This window comes from Actinomadura livida (genome assembly GCF_014648675.1).
Classification (GTDB): domain Bacteria; phylum Actinomycetota; class Actinomycetes; order Streptosporangiales; family Streptosporangiaceae; genus Spirillospora; species Spirillospora livida.
This window is the reverse complement of record NZ_BMRO01000003.1, coordinates 114,525-132,175: the sequence shown is the minus strand read 5'-3', so window position 1 is coordinate 132,175 and position 17,651 is coordinate 114,525. Positions and strand designations below refer to the sequence as shown.

The following is a 17,651-nucleotide window of genomic DNA, read 5'->3' as shown; positions in this document are numbered from 1 at the left end:
CGGGGGCGGGTGCCGGGCGGGCCCGCGGGATCGATGCCCGCGCGGCGCAGGAGGCGCGGAGAGGTCATCAGCAGGTGCAGCAGGCACATCGCCCCGGCGACGCCGAGTGCGCCGACCAGCGTTCCCCACAGGACGTCGTTGCGCTTGGCGTGGCCGAGTTCGTGCCCGACGATCGACTCGATGCGCTCGGGCGGGGACTTCAGCAGCGTGTCGTACAGGACGATGCGGCGGGTGGAGCCGAAGCCGGACACGTAGGCGTTCAGCGACGTCGTCCTGCGGGAGGCGTCGGCGACGAGGACGTCGGTGACGGGCACGCCGTCCCGCTCGGCCATCGCCAGCAGGTCGGAGCGCAGCGGCTCCTGCCTGAGCGAGTGGAACCTGTTGAACACCGGCTCGACGGCGATCGGGTAGATGAACGACACCAGGACGACGAGGAGGAACCCGCCGGCGGCGGCGCCCGTCCACCAGTAGCGCGGGAAGCGGCGCACGACCGCGTACAGGAGCAGCAGGGCGACCGCGTAGATGACCCAGGTGACGCCGAGGGACTTGAGCTGGTCCACGAGCCATTCGGGCCAGCTCTGCGTCGACAGCCCGTACCGGCGCAGTACCGACTCGCGCCAGATGCGGAACGGGAGCCCGGCGACGCGCAGCAGCGTCGTGAGCGCCAAGGCCCCGATGACGACGCGCAGGGCCCAGCGGCGGGTGCGTGCGGTGACCCAGCCGATGAACCGGGCGCCGACTGGGGTGAGGCCCAGCGCGAGTATCAGCGCGAGGCCGACGACGAGGCCGGCGTAGGCGGGCGGGTTGATGGCCGAGTCGAACGCCTGGGAGCGGGCGATCTCGGCGGGGGAGAAGTCCAGCGCCGGATCGGGTTCCGCGTGCCCGCCGGGGACCGGGCCGGGCAGCGGGTTCCAGGGCGTGGTGACGGCGATGACGGCGCCGAGCCCGGCGAACAGCACGGCCGCCGCGACGGCGGCGGCGATCCGGGGCCGCCGCATGCGCGCGGCCTGCCCCTCGTGCTCGTCGGGTTCGTCCCGGCGGGTGCGTTCCGCTCCACCGGCACCGGGCACGGCCGGGCCCTCGTCCGCCTCTGCCTCGCTCAAGTGAGCTCCCGTTTCAGGTAGTCGCGCCATAGGGCGGTGAAGCGGTCCCGGGTGAGCCCCAGCACGTCGCGCAGCGCGGCGGCCTCCGGGACGCGCCCGGCGGTCCGGTAGAGCCGCACGAGCGTCGCCTCACCGTACCGGCCCGCGACCATCCGGCAGGCGAGCCAGGACTCCTGGTACGCCTGGGAGAGGCGCGCGGAGCCGGCGGAGAACGCGTCCGCGGCGGGCAGCGCGGACGGGACCCGTCCCGCGGCCACCTCGCGGCGCAGTTCGGCCGCCGCCGACCGGACGCCGACCCTCGTGCGGAGGTAGCCGACGTAGTCCGCGAAGCCCTCGATCAGCCACAGCGGGGTCGTGCGGTCGCGGGCGCCGCCGGTGGCGACATGCGTCAGCTCATGGGTCAGCACGACGTCGCGCCCCAGGTCGTTGAGGCGGCCGAAGGTGCCGGGGGAGACCACGACGCGGTCCTGGCCCCGGGCCCGGCCGGCGGACGGTGCGACGGTGGCGAGGGCGGCGATCTCGTCGAGGCGCTGGTCCGGTCCCGCGAGCGCGGACGCCAGCCCCGCGTCGGCGGGGACCAGGGCGACGACGCGCCGCGCCCACCCGGTGCCGACGACGCCGGTGACGACGGGGACGGCCGCGTCGAGGCGTCCGGCGATCTCGGCGAGCCCCGGGGCGTCGCCGATGACGAGGCTCGCGCGGCCCTCGGCCGTCTCCAGGTCGCCGCCGTCCCAGATCGCGGGGTCGTCCCGGAGGCCGCGGGACGACCCGTCTCCGACGATCGTCCAGGTGCCGGAGCGGCGGGCCAGCGCCAGGTGGCGGGTGGCGACCACGTCGCCGCGGTCGAAGCCCCGCAGCCGGTGGCGCACCTCCACGCGGACGACGACGGCACCCGCTTCGCCGTCCGTGCCCTGCGGGGCGACGACGCGTTCCTCCCAGCGCTCCAGCGGAAGCCTGCGGAGGTTGCCGTACATGCGGGACTGGGCCTCTTGGAAGGCGGCGGGTGCGGAGGCCGCCGTCGCGAGGAACGCCGCCCGGTCGCCGCTGCGCACGGCACGCGCGCGGTTGGCGAGGACGGTGGCGGCCGCCGCGGGGTCGAACGTCCCGGTGCCCTCGTCCGCGCGGACGGGGCGCGGGCCGTCGTCGCCGGAACATGCGCCGAGGAGCGCCCCGCCGCCACCGAGGAGCACGGCGGCCCCGCCCGCGCCCAGGGCGAGTGCCCTGCGGCGCGTGACGGGGCCGCCGTGCCCGGGACCGTCCTCCATGCGCGCGATCCTATGCAGCGGGCAGGGGAGGTGCCGTCACGACCTGTACTCGGGGTATCCGTAGCCGACGATGCTCCGGGTCGGGCGTTCCCTGACCCGGACGGCCTTGTCGGTGTTGCCCTCCACGGCCTCGATGGTGCTGTCGTTGATCTTCTTGGTCACGATGCCGATGTGCACGATGTCGTCGAGGCTCTTGCCGCCGCGCCAGGAGTAGAAGACGATGGCGCCCGGCTTGGGCTCGGTGCCCCAGCGGCCCTGGTCCCGGAACCACTTGGCGTGGGCGATCGTCCATGCGTCGCTGCCGATCTGGTCGGTGAAGCCGAGCTGGTCGCCGATCCACGAGATGAACATGTCGCACCAGGCGGCGGCCTCATAGCCCCCGACGGAGCCGCCGTCGCGCGCGACGGTCTCCTTGGCGCGGGAGCTCTCCGTGTACCACTTGTTGAACTTGGTCTCGCCGTTGCCGTCCTCCTTGATGCCGACCTGGGAGCGGGCGAGTTCGATGGCCCGCTCGGCGGTGGGGCGGGTGTCCTCGGCCGGCTTCTCCGAGTCGCCGGACTCCGGCCGTTCGTTCCCGGAGCGCTCGCCGTCCTCGCCCTTGCCTCCGTCGCGGCCGCCGCCGTCCTTGGGCGTGGCCCGGCTCTCCTTCTTCGGCCCGCCCTTCACCTTGTCCTTGGACGAGGACGTGCCGCCGCGCTCGCCGCCGCCCTTGGCGCCGTCGAGGTCGGCCGCGGTGACCTGTGTGGGCACGGAGCCGAACGGCAGCACCGACGCCTGCGCGGTGGCCGCGGCGGTGCCGAGGACGGCGGCGCCGACGATCACGCCGCCGGTCGTCCGCCACGTCAGGGTGAGGCGGCCCGGTTTGCGGTGCCTGCCGGACGGCTTCTGGTTCTCGGCCGGTGACGGCTCGGCCGGCGGCTTCTCGGCCGGTGACTTCTTGCCCGGTGACTTCTTGCGGTGTGCGCCTGGCACGGGGGATCTCCTGACTTCCATGCCGCCTACCGGGTTAGCTGACGGGTTCGGGCGTGGAAGCCGCCCTACGGCCCTGGCGGGCCGATTCACCCCGAGGGACGCACTGGGTCCCCGGCTCCGCGTGCGCGCTTCTGGGCGCGGTCGACCGCGGACTCGGCGGTGGCGCGCCCGGGGGCGGGCACGCCGGTTCGGATGGGGGGCTCCGCCGGGCGGGGGCGCCCGGACGGAGGGAAGGGGAAACTGCGGGCGTGGCCGCACGGGGCGGCCACGCCCGGGTCACACTGCGGGATTCACTCCTCTTCTTCCAAGACGCCTACCGGGTTAGCTGACGGGTTCGGACGTGGAAGTGGCCCTACGGCGGCTCTCACCGGTTCGTCCGGGAGAGACGCGCCGATTCACCCCGGGTGCCGGAATGCCCGTCCGGGGGCGAGCCCCGGACTCCGGCGGATATGGGTCCCCGGTTCCGCGCGTCGGCGGATTCGGCGCTGCCGCTGCGATCCTGGGGGCGTGATGGGGCCCGTGCGCGGGACCTGTCTCCCGCGTGCGAAAGAGCGGCGCCTGATGTTGTGGGTGTTGTGCGGACGGCGGCCCGTTCGTCCGGGAGCCGTCCGTGCCTGACCCGCGATGTCCGCCGTCGCAGCGCGCTCAGCGCCATGCCCGCTGGGGCGTGCGCACGGTGGAGCCGGGCCGGCCGGGCCTGCGTGGAGGCCCGCTGCGGCACCGTGGGTGCCGCGGGCGACGCGTGGAGCGCGCCGCCGGCAGGGGGAGCGGCACGTGGCTCGCGCCGCCGTCACGCGGCAGCTGGATGTGCCGCGTGGGACCATGGCGCCCGGTGGGCGCCGTGGGGCTCCGGCGTCTGGCGGGCGCCGTGAGTGGTGTAAAGGTACCAAAGCACCAATAGAACGCAAACCCCCCCAAAATCAACAACGGACCAGGTCAAGACCTGGTCCGCTGTCGGAGTGGGCTCCGTCACGCCCGCTGCGGGGCGCTCCGGGCCGGGCGTCAGGGCCGCCCGGCGCCGTAGTAGTTGCTGAGGTAGTAGCCCGAGGTGATGCTCACGACCTCGACGTTCTTCCCGGTGCGCGGCGCGTGGATCATCTGGCCGTTGCCCACGTACAGGCCGACGTGGCCGAGGCCGCTGAAGAACACCAGGTCGCCCGGCTGCAGGTTGCTCTTGTCCACCCGCTTGGTGGCGGCGTACTGGGAGTTCGTCGTGCGGGTGATGCCGACGCCCGCCGCCGCCCACGCCTTCATGGTCAGGCCGGAGCAGTCGTAGGAGTTCGGGCCCTCGGCGCCGTAGGAGTACGGCTTGCCGAGCTGGGCGTAGGCGAAGTCGAGCGCCGTGCGGGCCGAGCCGCTGGCCGGGCCGTTGTAGGTGCCGCCGATGTTGCCCGAGCCGCCGCCGGACGACGGGGTCGTCCCGCCGAACCGCCGCAGCAGGGCCTTCTGCTTGGCGACCTCCTTGTCGAGCTTGCGCTTCTGCGCCTGCAGCTCCTTCGTCTTGGCCTTCACGTCCTCGTAGGACGCCTTGGCCTGCGCCTCCTCGCGGCGGAGCCGCTGGGCGGTGGCGAGGAACTGGGTGAGCTGGGAGCTGCGCTCCTGCGACAGGTGCGAGAAGACCGCCGCCTGGTCCAGGATCGCCTGCGGGTCGTTGCTGCCGACGAAGCCGGTCACGCCGTCGGTGTCGCCGTTCTTGTAGGCGTCCGCCGCCATCTGGGCGATCCGGGAGCGCTGCTCCTCGAAGGCCGACTGCTCCTGCTTGCTCGCCTTGAGCGCCGTCTGGTACTTCTTCTTGGCGATCTTGAGCTTCTCGTTGAGCTGGTTGAACGCCTCGACCTTGTGGTCCATCTGCTCGGCGAGCTTGTCGAGCTTCTTCTGGACCTGCGCCCGGGTCGGCTGCGGGTCGGCGTGCGCAGCCATCGGAGGAGCCGCGAGGGAGACCGCCAGGGTCAGACTCGCGACGGCCGCCAGGCGGCGGGAGGCGCCTCTGCGCGCCGACCCGCCTCGCCGGTCGCGCTCGTGCGCCGTTTCCCCGATGCGATCATTGGCCACGGTCGGTTTCGCCTCTCTCGTCCTCGACATCAGGCGATGACATTAGCGAGGCGCAACAACCGTCACAACCGGTTCATCACTCTTTGGTCGACTTACTTGAACAACATCCACTTTCCGTGATGACAAGATCACGTACCGCGATGCTTCCCTTATGACAGCCTTATGAGGCCCTTATGGACGCGCGGCCTCACGCCCGGCCCAGCCGGCGCAGCAGCAGCGTCGACGGGCACGGCCGGGCACTGGCGCGGCGCGCCGCGTCGGCCACCTCGCGGTCCGACGACACCACCACGACCGAGCGGCCCGGCGGCTCCGCCCGCACCAGCTCGCCGATCAGCTCGTCGGCGGTCTGCCCGGGACGGCTGAACAGCACCCGCACGCCGCGCGGCGCCGCGATGGCGACCGGCGCGTCCAGCTCCGCGCCGTCGAACACGCAGGTGACCTCCGCGCGGGTCTGCGCCGCCAGCCCGCCGAGCCCCGACAGCAGCCTGCTGCGCTGGTCCGCCAGCGGCAGCTCCCCGTACCCGGTCTTGGTGACGTTGTAGCCGTCCACGATGAGGTGCACCCGCGGCAGGGTCAGCAGGCGGTCGAGCAGCTGCGGGTCGCTGTCGGACAGCGCCCGGCCGGGCAGCGCGCGGTGCGCCTGCCGGTCGGGCTCCAGCCCGCCGACCGCGTCCGCCGGACGGCCGATGGTCGACGGCAGCGCCAGCTCCCGGCGGACGCCCTGCGCCGCGTCCTGGAGCGTGTCGAGCAGCATCCGCAGCCGCACGTCGTCGACGTTGCGCCCCTCGCGCGCGGCCCGCTTGGCCGCCTCCGCCGCGGCCTCGGCCTGCGCCGCGCGGGCGCGCAGCTTGCGCAGCTCCTTCTCCGACGCGGCGGTCGACTCGCGCGCCGCCGCCAGCTCCCGCTCGGCCTCCCGCGCGGCCGCGCCGGCCCGCTCCTCCGCCGCCCGGTACCTGGTGCGCGCCTCGTGCAGCTTGCGGCGCAGCTCGGCCACCTCGGCCTTGCTCTCGCGCAGCTCGGCGCGCAGCCGGTCGACCTCCGCGGAGCGGGCGGTCCGGGCGGCGGCCAGCTCGTCCTTCAGCGCGGCGACGCGGCGGGCGGCGTGCTCCTCCTCGGACGCCGTCGCGGAGCGTTCCAGCTCCTCGCGCGCGGCCTCCACGAGCTCCGTCCACCCCTCGGGACGCAGGAGGTAGGCCAGCACGGCGACCCGCACCGGGTCCGCGGCGGGCGGCACGTCCCCGCCCTCGACGGCCTCCACCAGGTCGGCCTGCGTCTCGCGCAGCGGCTCGGCGACGCGGCGCCGGAAGCCGTCGTCCTTCTCCAGCACCGCGGCGATGTGCTGCCCGGCCAGCTTGGCGCGCTTGCGGCGCTCGAACCGCGCGAAGCGGCGCAGCGGGACGGGGACGTCCTCGATCGGGAGGACCCCGATCAGCTCGGCGGCGACCTCGACCACCTGCTGCCGCACGGCGCCGGGGAGCGGCCGGCTCAGGCGCTCCTCCCCGGGAGGCGGGGCGGCCGCCTCCTCCGCGAATTCGTCGCCGGGCGTCGCTCCGGGGCCGTTCTCGATGATCCCGCTCCTTCCGGGCTTCGCCGCCGGTGGGCTGTGTCTTCCCGAGCCGCCCACGCCTAACCAGGGCGAACGCGTGATCGGACGGATCGCGCCGGGCTCCCCCAGCCGTCCCGCGGCCCCCGCCCGGCGGGACGCGCCGGCACCCTCCAACCCTAGCGGGCCGGGCTTCTGTCGGTGGCGTCCTCTACGGTCGCGCTCATGACGGCTGCGCACGGTGTCCCGGCCGGTGCCCGGGCCGGTGTCCAGGGCACCCTCGACGACCTGGGCACCCCGTTGTCCGAGGTCACCTTCGTGGTGGTCGACCTGGAGACGACGGGCGGCTCGGCCGCCGACTCCGCCATCACCGAGATCGGCGCGGTCAAGGTCCGCGGCGGCGAGGACCTCGGCGAGCTCGGCACCCTGGTCGACCCCGGCGGACCCGTCCCGCCGTTCATCACGGCGCTGACCGGGATCACCACGGCGATGGTGTCGGCCGCGCCGCGCATCGAGGCGGTGCTGCCCGCGTTCCTGGAGTTCGCGCGCGGCTGCGTGCTCGTCGCGCACAACGCCTCGTTCGACATCGGCTTCCTCAAGGCCGCCTGCGCCGAGCACGGCTACGCCTGGCCCGCGTTCCCCGTCGTCGACACCGTCGACCTCGCCCGCCGCGTCCTGTCCAAGGACGAGGTGCCCAACTGCAAGCTCGGCACGCTCGCCCGCTTCTTCCGCACCTCCACCGAGCCGACGCACCGCGCGCTGGCCGACGCCCGCGCCACCGTGGAGGTCCTGCACGGGCTCATCGAGCGGCTCGGCTCCTTCAACGTCACCTCGTTCGAGGAGATGCGCGGCTTCGCCAAGGCCCCCACGCCGGAGCAGCGCCGCAAGCGCCACCTGGCCGACGGCGTCCCGAGCACGCCCGGCGTCTACCTCTTCGAGGACGCCTCCGGCGAGGTCCTCTACGTCGGCAAGAGCGGCGACCTGCGCTCGCGCGTGCGCAGCTACTTCACCGGCTCGGAGACGCGGGGCCGCGTCCGCGAGATGGTCGGCCTCGCCGAGCACGTCCGCACGATCGAGTGCGCCACCGGGCTGGAGGCCGAGGTCCGCGAGCTGCGGCTGATCGCCGAGCACAAGCCGCGCTACAACCGCCGCTCCAAGTTCCCCGAGCGCGCCATCTGGCTGAAGCTGACCGCGGAGCCGTTCCCGCGGCTGTCCATCGTGCGCGAGTGCCGCACCGACGGCGCCCGCTACCTCGGGCCCATCTCGTCGCGCCGCCAGGCGGAAGAAGCACGTGCGGCGCTGCACGAGGCCGTCCCGCTGCGCCAGTGCACCCAGCGGCTGACGCTCCGGCTGGTCGAGCGCGGCAAGACCCGCGCCTGCGCGCTCGCCGAGATCGGCCGCTGCGGCGCGCCCTGCGACGGCCGCGAATCCCCGGACGCCTACGCCGTCCACGCCGGGACGGCCCGCTCCATCATGGAGGGCGACGTGCGGCCCGTCGTGGCCGCCGCGCAGGTGCGCATCGACCGGCTCGCCTCCGAACTGCGCTACGAGGAGGCCGCCGCCCAGCGCGACCGGCTGGCCGCGTTCGTCCGCGCCGCCGCGCGCGGGCAGCGCCTCGCCGCGCTGGCCCGGCTGCCCGAGCTGGTCGCCGCCCGCCCCGGCTTCGACGGCGGCTGGGAGCTGGCGGTCGTGCGCTACGGCCGGCTCGCCGCCGCCGGCACGGTCCCGCCCCGCGCCCACCCCCGGCCCTACGTCGACGCGCTCGTCGCCACCGCCGAGACGGTCTTCCCGCCCGCCGGCGAGGCGCCCGGCGGCGTCGCGCTCGGCGAGCCGCCGTCGGCGGGCGCCACGGCCGAGGAGATGGAGTGCGTGCTGCGCTGGCTCGACCTGCCCGGTGTCCGGCTGGTCGAGGTCGACGGCGCCTGGACGTGCCCCGCGCACGGCGCCGAGGGCCTGCGCGCGTTCATCGACCGCGCCTACGAGCGCGGCTACGACCAAGGCCGCGACAGGGCTTACGAGCGGCGCGAGGCGTCCCGTCCGAGGGGTGTGCGCCCGCTAAGGTGACCGTGGAACCCGGAGCGCGGAGAGGACGACCCCTGCATGGCACTGCCTCTCTACGACAGCCAGCCCGCCCGGCGCGTCCCCTGGGTGACGTACCTGCTGGTCGCGGCCAACGTCGTGGTGTTCCTGATCACCCCCATGTCGAACTTCGCCGCCTGGTACGGCGAGGACCGGGTCCGCGAGTGCAACGCGGCGCACTTCACCTACGAGTACGGCGCCGTCCCCAAGGAGCTGACGACCGGCGACCAGCAGCCGATCCCGGCGGGGATCGTGCGGTCCTGCGGCCCGGCGGACTTCGGCAAGGCGCCCTGGACATCGGCGTTCACCTCGATGTTCCTGCACTCGGGGGCGCTGCACCTGCTCGGCAACCTGGTCGCGCTGTTCGTGGTCGGCATGGGCGTCGAGGACCGGCTCGGCCGATGGCGCTACCTGCTCAGCTACCTGGCCTTCGGGCTCGTGGCCGTCTACGGCTTCGCCTTCACCTCGCCGGACTCCCTCGTCCCGCTCATCGGCGCGTCCGGCGCCATCGCGGGCGTGATGGGCGCCTACGTGATCCTCAACCCGCGGGGGCGCATCGTCAGCTTCGTGCCGCCGATCATCGTGATCCGGCTGCCGGTGTGGGTCGTCCTCGGGTACTGGTTCGTGCTGCAGTGGCTGTCCCTCGGCGACGAGCAGAGCAACGTCGCCTACACCGCGCACATCTACGGCTTCGTCGCCGGCGTGGCGTTCGCGCTGGCGGCCCGCCGCGCCGGCCCGGCGGGCCGCCTCGCCGCGCTGAGCCGCGGCTGATCCCCGCCCGGTAGGGTCGGATTGTCGCAAGCACAGGGGGAGGGTGAAGTGGTCACTGCCATCGTGTTCGTCAAGGCCGACGTCGCGCGCATCCACGAGGTGGCCGAGACGATCGCCGCCCTGGACGGCGTGAGCGAGGTCTACTCCATCACCGGTGAGCACGACCTCATGGCGATGGTCCGGGTGGGACGTCACGAGGAACTGAACGACGTGATCCCGGGCCGCCTCAACAAGGTCCCGGGCGTCCTGGGCACCGAGACGCACATCGCGTTCCGCACCTACTCCCAGCACGACCTGGAGCAGGCCTTCGCCCTAGGCCTCCCCAACGCCGACTGAAGCCCCCACCACCGCCAGCAGGATGACCCGCGCCGGGTTTCCAGGGGTCGTTTCCTTGGGCGATGGCACACGCTCAACGACATGAATGACCACTCACGGGTCGTGCGGCCGGAGCGAGTGCAGCGAGCGCAGGCCGCAGGACCCGCCGAGCCGGGCGACCGCAGCGACACCGCACGTCCCGCACGGTCACGCCGGACCGCAACGGTGGCGTGAGGATCGACCGGCTCGCGACGGGGGTTCCAGGGGGTCGCCCCCCTGGGTCAACCGCGCAGGCTCTGCGACACGTCGACCCAGCGGTCGAGGAGGGTGCTCGCCGCTCCGGAGTCGACGGCGACCGCGGCGCGCTCGTAGGCGTCGCGCAGGGCCGGGGTCAGCGCGTCCGGCTCTGGGGTGCCGTCGTAGGCCGTGATGAGCGCGGCGGCGTTCAGCAGCACCATGTCGCGGACGGGGCCCTGCCGCCCGGCGAACGTCTCGCGGGCCACCCGGCCGTTGAACTCGGCGTCGGCGCCGCGCAGGTCGTCGGGCTTGGCGGGCGGGATGCCGAGGTCGGACGGGTCGAACGTCGTCTCGGTCGCGGTGCCGTCGCGGACGACCCACACCGTCGAGGTGCCGGTGGTCGTCAGCTCGTCGAGGCCGTCGTCGCCGCGGAACACCAGCGAGGAGCAGCCGCGGGCGGCGAACACGCCCGCGACGACGCCCGCCATCCGGGGGTGGAACACCCCGACGGCCTGGGCGGTGGGACGGGCCGGGTTGGTGAGCGGGCCGAGGAAGTTGAAGACGGTCGGCGTGCCGAGCTCGCTGCGCGTGCGGGCCGCGTGCCGCAGCGCCGGGTGGTACAGCGGCGCGAAGCAGAACGTGATGCCGAGCTCCTCGGCGACCCGCGCGGTGGCGCCGGGGGGCAGGTCGATGGCCACGCCGAGGTTCTCCAGCAGGTCCGCGGCGCCGCAGGACGACGACGCCGCCCGGTTGCCGTGCTTGACGACCCGGACGCCCGCGGCGGCGGCCACCACGGCGGCCATCGTGGAGATGTTGACGGTGTGGGCGCGGTCGCCGCCCGTCCCGACGAGGTCCGCGATCGGGCCCGGGACGTCCATCGGGGTGGCGTTGTCCATCATGCCTTCGGCGAGGCCGGTGACCTCCTCGACCGTCTCGCCCTTGGCGCGCAGCGCGACGGCGAAGCCGGCGATCTGCACGTCGGTGGCGTCCCCGGCCATGATGCTGTTCATGGCCCAGGAGGTCTCCTCGCTGGAGAGCGACTCGCCCGCGAGCAGCGCGTTGAGGAGGGCGGGCCAGGTGGTGCGCGCGTCCCGGGGGTCGGAGGCCCGGTGGTCGGAAGGCCGGTGCATGGAGGCGGTCCCTACGGCGTCGACGGGTGGCGGACCCGGGGTCTACAGGACGGGGAGACGGGTCTCGGCGCGCTTGCGCATGAGGCCGGCGACCGCGTTCGCGACCGCGACCGGGTCGAGCGGCAGGCTCACCACGGCGTCGGCGCGCGACCACGTCGCGAGCCAGCCGTCGTCGCGGCGGGCGATGACGGCGAGGACGGGCGGGCAGTCGTACACCTCGTCCTTGGCCTGGCGGCAGACGCCGAGGCCGCCCGCGGGCTGGGCCTCGCCGTCCACGACCAGGACGTCGATGTCCCCCTCGTCGAGCCGCTCGACGACGGCGGGCTGCGTCGCCCGCTCGACGAACTCGACCTTGGGGAGGCCGGCGGCGGGGCGGCGCCCGATCGCCATGCGGATCTGCTCGCGGGTGTGGGCGTCGTCGCTGTAGACGAGGACCTTCATCAGGCTCTCCGGGGCGGTGCTCATGGACGTGAAGGTTACCGGGTCGGGGGCCCGGCGGACACGCTCGGGAACCCTAGAAGGGGGGTCCTGCGTCACTCGTGGGACAGGGGCGCAATAATGGCGCCCGTGACAGCTTCCGCGATAGAGACAACACCCCACGTTCGGGCGAACCGTCCCAATGTGACCAGCGTGGGGACCATCGTCTGGCTGTCGTCCGAGCTGATGTTCTTCGCGGCGCTGTTCGCGATGTTCTTCACGATCCGCTCCGTGACGATCGGCCAGCATGGGGATGACGCGTGGCCGGGTGCCCATCTGGACCTGCCCCTGTCGGCGCTCAACACCACGATCCTGGTCCTGTCCTCGGTGACGTGCCAGATCGGCGTGTTCAAGGCCGAGGCCGGCAAGGTGGGCCGTGACGGCGGCATATTGAACGTCCGGCGCTGGGGCCTGCGCGAGTGGTACGTGCTCACGTTCCTCATGGGCTCCTACTTCGTGGCCGGCCAGGGATACGAGTACTACAACCTCGTCACCCACGAGGGACTGACCTTCGCGTCCTCGGCCTACGGCTCGGTCTTCTACCTGGCGACCGGCTTCCACGGCCTCCACGTGATCGGCGGCCTCATCGCCTTCCTGTTCATCCTCGGGCGCACCTACGCCGCGAAACGGTGGACGCACGAGCAGGCGACGAGCGCGATCGTCGTGTCCTACTACTGGCACTTCGTCGACGTGGTGTGGATCGGCCTGTTCGCCGCCGTCTACCTGCTCGACCTGTGACCGGCCTGACGACCCTGACCCACTAGAAGACATGACCCGAACGGGGATTTCCGTGAAAAGGATCACCGCATGGCGACGGCGCCCGTGGGCGGGCTACGCCGTCGTGCTGGCGGCCCTGGCGGCGATCGGCGTCGTCTACGCCGGCTTCTCGCCGCAGACCGACCGCGCCGAGGCGCACAGCAGCGCCCAGGCCGCGCCGGACCTGGAGAACGGCCGGGAGCTGTTCAACAAGAACTGCGCGAGCTGCCACGGGCTGAACGCCGAGGGCACCAAGGACGCCGACGGCAACCCGATCGCCCCCAGCCTGATCGGCGTGGGCGCCGCATCCGTCGACTTCCAGGTCACCACGGGCCGGATGCCCGCGATGAACCCCGGCGCGCAGGTGCCGCGCAAGGAGCCGATCCCCACCTTCAACACGTCGATCAAGACCGACTACGACGACCCGGAGCGGCGGAAGCAGGCCGAGGAGCAGCTCGCGAAGGCGCAGAAGAACGTCATCGACCTGCGGGCCTTCATCCAGACGCTGGGCGGCGGCCCTGAGGTCCCGCCGGCCTCGGCCGTGGACCCCGAGGGCGGGGACGTCGCGCTGGGCGGCAAGCTGTTCCGCACCAACTGCGCGCAGTGCCACAGCTTCACCGGGCAGGGCGGCGCGCTGACCGGCGGGAAGTACGCCCCGGACCTGCACGACGTGACGCCCACCCAGATGTACGAGGCCATGCTGACCGGCCCGCAGGCGATGCCGGTGTTCAACGACAGCACGCTCACGCCGAAGGACAAGCAGGCGATCATCGCCTACCTGGTCAACGTGCGCGAGGAGCCGAACCCGGGCGGTAACGGCCTCGGCCGCATCGGCCCGGTGAGCGAGGGCCTGGTCGGCTGGCTGGTCGGCCTCGGCCTGCTGGTCCTGGCGGCGATGTGGATCACCGCGAAGAAGCCGAAGAAGCTGAAGAAGTCATGAGCGACGAGAACAAGGAGACCGCGGGCTCGACGGACCCGCGGGAAGAGGGCGGCCGGCGCGAGCGCGTGATCGGCACGCCGTCCCCGGCGCGGGACAAGGCGCTCCTCGCCGAGGACGACATCTCGGCGCCGGCGGGCGCGGGCGACCAGCTCGACGAGGAGTCGGCCAAGCGGGCCGAGCGGATCGTCGCGGCGCTCTTCCTGCTCGCGTTCGCCGCCAGCGTGACGTTCATCGCGTACTTCATCGGCTGGAGCGGCCGCGACGGCGGCATGCACGGCGTCGAGGACGCCCGCGAGACCAACTTCTGGCTCGGCGGCACGATGGCGCTCGCGTTCCTCGCGATGGCCGTCGGCGTGACGATCTGGGTGCGGCGGCTGATGACCAGCAAGCCGATCGTCCAGGAGCGCCACGACCTGGCCGCCGACGAGGAGACCCGCTCGGCCTTCGCCAGGGACTTCGTGGAGGGCGCCGAGGACAGCGGCATCACCAAGCGGCCGCTGCTGCGCCGCACGCTGCTGCTGGCCGCCGCGCCGCTCGGGCTGGCGCCGCTGGTGCTGCTGCGCGACCTCGGCCCGCTGCCGGAGAAGAAGCTCCGCAGCACCTACTGGGCCGCGGCCGTGGAGCGCGCGAAGGCGGAGGGCAAGCGGGGCGTCCGGCTGGTCGTGGACGGCACCAACAAGCCGCTGCGGGTCAGCGACTTCGCCGCCCCCGGCAGCATGATCACAGTGCTGCCCGAGGGCATGGAGGAGCACGTTCCCCACGAGGAGCTGCTCACCGAGGTCGCGAAGGCGGTCACGATCCTCATCAACGTGCCCGCGGCCGACTTCAAGCCCGCTCCGGGCCGCGGCAACTGGCACGTCAACGGGACCGTGGCGTACTCGAAGGTGTGCACGCACGTGGGCTGCCCGGCGGCCCTGTACGAGCAGACCACGCACCACATCCTGTGCCCGTGCCATCAGTCCACCTTCGACGCCACGAACGCGGCGAAGGTCGTCTTCGGCCCGGCCGCCCGGCCGCTGCCGCAGCTTCCGCTGTCGGTCGAGGACGGTTACCTCATCGCGACGGACGACTACCAAGAGCCCGTCGGACCGAGCTTCTGGGAGCGCGGATGAGCGAGACCACCACGGCTCCGCCCAAGGCCGTAGAGGGCACGCTCGGCTTCGTCGACGAGCGTCTCGGGTCGACGACGTTCTTCGGCCGGAACGTCAAGAAGGTCTTCCCCGACCACTGGTCGTTCATGCTGGGCGAGATCGCCCTGTACTCCTTCATCGTGCTGCTGCTGACCGGCGTCTACCTGACGTTCTGGTTCAAGCCGAGCATGCTGGAGGTCGTGTACGACGGCTCGTACACGAACCTGCAGGGCGTGGCGATGTCGGAGGCGTACGCCTCGACGCTGCACATCAGCTTCGACGTCCGCGGCGGGCTGCTCATGCGGCAGATCCACCACTGGGCGGCGATCCTGTTCATGGCGTCGATCCTGGCGCACATGCTGCGGGTGTTCTTCACCGGCGCCTACCGCAAGCCGCGCGAGCTGAACTGGCTGATCGGCCTCGCCATGTTCACCCTCGGCATCCTGGAGGGCCTGTTCGGCTACTCGCTGCCGGACGACCTGCTGTCCGGCACCGGGCTGCGGATCACCCAGGGCGTCGCGGAGTCGATCCCCGTCGTCGGGACCTACATCTACATGTTCCTGTTCGGCGGCGAGTTCCCCGGCCAGGACATCGTGCCGCGGCTGTACATGCTGCACATCCTGCTGATCCCGGCGCTGCTGCTGGCCCTGGTCACCGCGCACCTGATGATCATGTGGCATCAGAAGCACACCGCGATGCCGGTCAAGCACCAGAGCGAGAAGCAGGTGTACGGCTACCCCTTCTACCCCGTGTTCATGGCCAAGACGGGCGCCTACTTCCTGTTCGTCTTCGGTGTCACGGCGCTGTTCGGGGCGTTCTTCCAGATCAACCCGGTCTGGCTGTACGGCCCGTACGACCCGGGCGCCATCTCGTCCGGCTCCCAGCCGGACTGGTACATGGGCTTCCTCGAGGGCTCGCTGCGGATCATGCCCGCCTGGGAGATCAACGCGTGGGGCCACACGCTCAGCCTGAGCGTGCTGATCCCGGCGCTGCTGCCGCTCGGCATCATCATGACGGGCGCGGCGGTGTGGCCGTTCGTCGAGGCGTGGGTGACCGGGGACAAGCGGCAGCACCACGTCAACGACCGGCCGCGCAACGCCCCGGTCCGCACCGCGATCGGCATGGCCGCGGTGACGTTCTACGGGCTGCTGTGGATCGCCGGCGCGAACGACATCCTCGCCGAGCGGTTCCACATCTCGCTGTTCGCCACGACGTGGTTCTTCCGGGTGACGTTCTTCGTGGGCCCGGTCCTGGCGTACATCATCACGAAGCGGATCTGCATCGGACTGCAGCGCAAGGACGCCGAGTCCGTCGCGCACGGTGTCGAGAGCGGTGTGATCGTCATGTCGCCGGAGGGCCGGTTCTCCGAGCGCCACGAGCCGGCGCGCGAGGCGGAGATGCACGTGCTCCTGTCCAAGGAGACCGCGCTGCCCGCGGCGCCGGACCGGGACGCGGCGGGCATCCCCGCCGCCAAGGGCCCGGTCGGGCACCTGCGCTCGCGGCTCAACCGCGCGTGGACCCTCGATGACATCCCCATCGAGGAGCACGGGAACGGCGGGCACGGCGAGGGAGAGCAGAAGGCCATCGAGGGTTCCGGGGAATCGCGGGAAGCCAAGCGCTGACCTGTGACCCAGGCCGTCGAGTAACAAGGCCGTAGAGAGGCCCGGTACCGCATCCGCGGTGCCGGGCCTTTCCGTCCCGCCGGGGCGGGCGCCGCGCCGGGTCCGTATTCTGGCCGGACGATGACCAGGACCCTCTTCGTCACCAACGACTTCCCTCCCCGGCCGGGCGGCATCCAGGCGTTCGTGCACGGCCTCGCGCTGCGGCGCCCGCCCGGCTCGGTCGTCGTGTACGCCCCGGACTGGGAGGGCGCCGCGGAGTTCGACGCGGCGCAGCCGTTCCCCGTCGTCCGCCATCCGGGCTCGCTGATGCTGCCGGAGCCGGGCGTGCTGCGGCGGGCGGGGGAGGTGCTGCGCGCGGAGGGCTGCGACTCGGTGCTGTTCGGCGCGGCGGCGCCGCTGGGGCTGCTGGCCCCGGCGCTGCGGCGGGCCGGTGCCGGGACGCTCGTCGGCCTCACGCACGGGCACGAGGCGGGCTGGGCGTCGCTGCCGGTGGCGCGCGGCCTCCTGCGTCGCATCGGCGACGGCGTGGACGTCCTGACCTACCTGGGCGAGTACACGCGGTCGAGGATGGCGCGGGCCCTGTCGCCGGACGCGGCGGCCCGGATGACCCGGCTCGCTCCCGGCGTCGACGAGAAGGTGTTCCGCGCGGGCGCCGGCGGTGCTGAGATCCGGGAACGGCACGGCCTGGACGGCCGTCCAGTGGCGGTGTGCGTGTCCCGCCTGGTGCCGCGCAAGGGGCAGGACGCCCTCGTCCACGCCTGGCCGCACGTGCTGCGGACGGTGCCGGACGCGGTGCTGCTGCTCGTCGGCGGAGGGCCGTACCGGGACCGGCTGGACCGCCTCGCCGCGTCGCTCGGCGTGGCCGGGTCGGTCGTGTTCACCGGCGGCGTCCCCTGGGAGGAACTGCCCGCTCACTACGACGCGGGAGACGTCTTCGCGATGCCGTGCCGCACGCGCCGCCGCGGCCTGGACGTCGAGGGGCTCGGGATCGTCTACCTGGAGGCGTCGGCGACGGGGCTGCCGGTCGTGGCCGGCGACTCCGGCGGCGCGCCGGACGCCGTCCTGGACGGCGAGACCGGGCTCGTCGTGCCGGGCCGCTCGGTGGCCCGGGTGGCGCAGGCCCTCGCCGGGCTCCTGGCCGACCCCGGCCGCGCCCGCGCGATGGGGGAGAAGGGACGTGCCTGGGTAGAGCGGGAATGGCGCTGGGAGATACAGGCCGCACGGCTGGGAGGCCTGCTCACCCCCTGAGATGACAGGAT

Annotated in this window: 15 protein-coding genes and 2 riboswitches; of the genes, 8 read left to right on the top strand and 7 right to left on the bottom strand. The window is 73.0% G+C overall.

What is annotated here, in order from left to right; genetic code table 11:
* From IEZ03_RS07265 to IEZ03_RS07245, 5 genes are all read right to left on the bottom strand, one after another.
* Positions 1 to 1,103 (bottom strand): M48 family metallopeptidase (locus tag IEZ03_RS07265; protein ID WP_229808169.1); only part of this gene is annotated, 1,103 nt, incomplete at its 3' end.
* Positions 1,100 to 2,368 (bottom strand): hypothetical protein, encoded by a 1,269-nt coding sequence (locus tag IEZ03_RS07260; protein WP_184886451.1) that lies wholly within the window; start codon positions 2,366 to 2,368, stop codon positions 1,100 to 1,102. The genes IEZ03_RS07265 and IEZ03_RS07260, both read right to left, overlap by 4 nt.
* Positions 2,369 to 2,404: 36 nt before the next feature.
* Positions 2,405 to 3,340: a CHAP domain-containing protein gene (locus IEZ03_RS07255; RefSeq protein ID WP_229808098.1), complete on the bottom strand. Its 936-nt coding sequence runs from the start codon at positions 3,338 to 3,340 to the stop codon at positions 2,405 to 2,407.
* A gap of 8 nt (positions 3,341 to 3,348) precedes the next feature.
* A riboswitch (cyclic di-AMP (ydaO/yuaA leader) is annotated at positions 3,349 to 3,488 on the bottom strand.
* A 146-nt stretch (positions 3,489 to 3,634) separates the two neighbouring features.
* Positions 3,635 to 3,835, bottom strand: a riboswitch (cyclic di-AMP (ydaO/yuaA leader).
* 507 nt (positions 3,836 to 4,342) lie between these two features.
* Entirely contained in the window at positions 4,343 to 5,422 is a 1,080-nt protein-coding gene (locus IEZ03_RS07250) for a C40 family peptidase (protein ID WP_184886448.1), read from the bottom strand.
* Between the two features lie 157 nt (positions 5,423 to 5,579).
* Positions 5,580 to 7,016 carry an NYN domain-containing protein gene (locus IEZ03_RS07245; RefSeq protein WP_229808097.1) on the bottom strand — a complete coding sequence of 479 codons (1,437 nt, stop codon included), beginning with the start codon at positions 7,014 to 7,016 and terminating at the stop codon, positions 5,580 to 5,582.
* 144 nt (positions 7,017 to 7,160) lie between these two features.
* Between IEZ03_RS07245 and IEZ03_RS07240 the strand changes: the two genes are divergently transcribed.
* Genes IEZ03_RS07240 through IEZ03_RS07230 form a run of 3 tightly spaced genes read left to right on the top strand, consistent with a single transcriptional unit; the run spans position 7,161 to position 10,121 of the window.
* Positions 7,161 to 8,999, top strand: coding sequence for a DEDD exonuclease domain-containing protein (locus IEZ03_RS07240; RefSeq protein ID WP_184886445.1), 1,839 nt, complete (start codon positions 7,161 to 7,163; stop codon positions 8,997 to 8,999).
* Positions 9,000 to 9,035: 36 nt separating this feature from the next.
* Complete coding sequence (locus IEZ03_RS07235) at positions 9,036 to 9,785, top strand: rhomboid family intramembrane serine protease (RefSeq protein ID WP_184886443.1); 750 nt, start codon at positions 9,036 to 9,038, stop codon at positions 9,783 to 9,785.
* 48 nt (positions 9,786 to 9,833) lie between these two features.
* Entirely contained in the window at positions 9,834 to 10,121 is a 288-nt protein-coding gene (locus IEZ03_RS07230) for an Lrp/AsnC family transcriptional regulator (RefSeq protein ID WP_184886441.1), read from the top strand.
* Between the two features lie 260 nt (positions 10,122 to 10,381).
* On the opposite strand, the gene trpD is transcribed toward IEZ03_RS07230, so the two are convergent.
* Both trpD and IEZ03_RS07220 read right to left on the bottom strand, forming a co-directional pair.
* The gene (gene trpD / locus IEZ03_RS07225; protein ID WP_184886439.1) at positions 10,382 to 11,467 is read right to left on the bottom strand and encodes an anthranilate phosphoribosyltransferase; all 1,086 of its coding nucleotides are present in this window, start codon (positions 11,465 to 11,467) and stop codon (positions 10,382 to 10,384) included.
* A 42-nt stretch (positions 11,468 to 11,509) separates the two neighbouring features.
* Positions 11,510 to 11,932, bottom strand: coding sequence for a response regulator transcription factor (locus IEZ03_RS07220; RefSeq protein ID WP_184886437.1), 423 nt, complete (start codon positions 11,930 to 11,932; stop codon positions 11,510 to 11,512).
* A gap of 93 nt (positions 11,933 to 12,025) precedes the next feature.
* Here IEZ03_RS07220 and ctaE point away from each other — a divergent pair, with 93 nt between their 5' ends.
* From ctaE to IEZ03_RS07195, 5 genes are all read left to right on the top strand, one after another.
* Positions 12,026 to 12,682 (top strand): aa3-type cytochrome oxidase subunit III, encoded by a 657-nt coding sequence (gene ctaE, locus IEZ03_RS07215; protein ID WP_184886435.1) that lies wholly within the window; start codon positions 12,026 to 12,028, stop codon positions 12,680 to 12,682.
* 52 nt (positions 12,683 to 12,734) lie between these two features.
* Positions 12,735 to 13,640, top strand: a complete 906-nt coding sequence (gene qcrC / locus IEZ03_RS07210; RefSeq protein WP_184886433.1) for a cytochrome bc1 complex diheme cytochrome c subunit — start codon at positions 12,735 to 12,737, stop codon at positions 13,638 to 13,640.
* Entirely contained in the window at positions 13,637 to 14,752 is a 1,116-nt protein-coding gene (gene qcrA / locus IEZ03_RS07205; RefSeq protein ID WP_184886431.1) for a cytochrome bc1 complex Rieske iron-sulfur subunit, read from the top strand. Before qcrC ends, qcrA begins: the two co-directional genes overlap by 4 nt.
* The gene (gene qcrB / locus IEZ03_RS07200; RefSeq protein WP_184886429.1) at positions 14,749 to 16,392 is read left to right on the top strand and encodes a cytochrome bc1 complex cytochrome b subunit; all 1,644 of its coding nucleotides are present in this window, start codon (positions 14,749 to 14,751) and stop codon (positions 16,390 to 16,392) included. The genes qcrA and qcrB overlap by 4 nt, the downstream gene beginning before the upstream one ends.
* 120 nt (positions 16,393 to 16,512) lie before the next feature.
* Positions 16,513 to 17,640, top strand: coding sequence for a glycosyltransferase family 4 protein (locus IEZ03_RS07195; protein ID WP_184886427.1), 1,128 nt, complete (start codon positions 16,513 to 16,515; stop codon positions 17,638 to 17,640).
* Positions 17,641 to 17,651 lie beyond the last annotated feature (11 nt).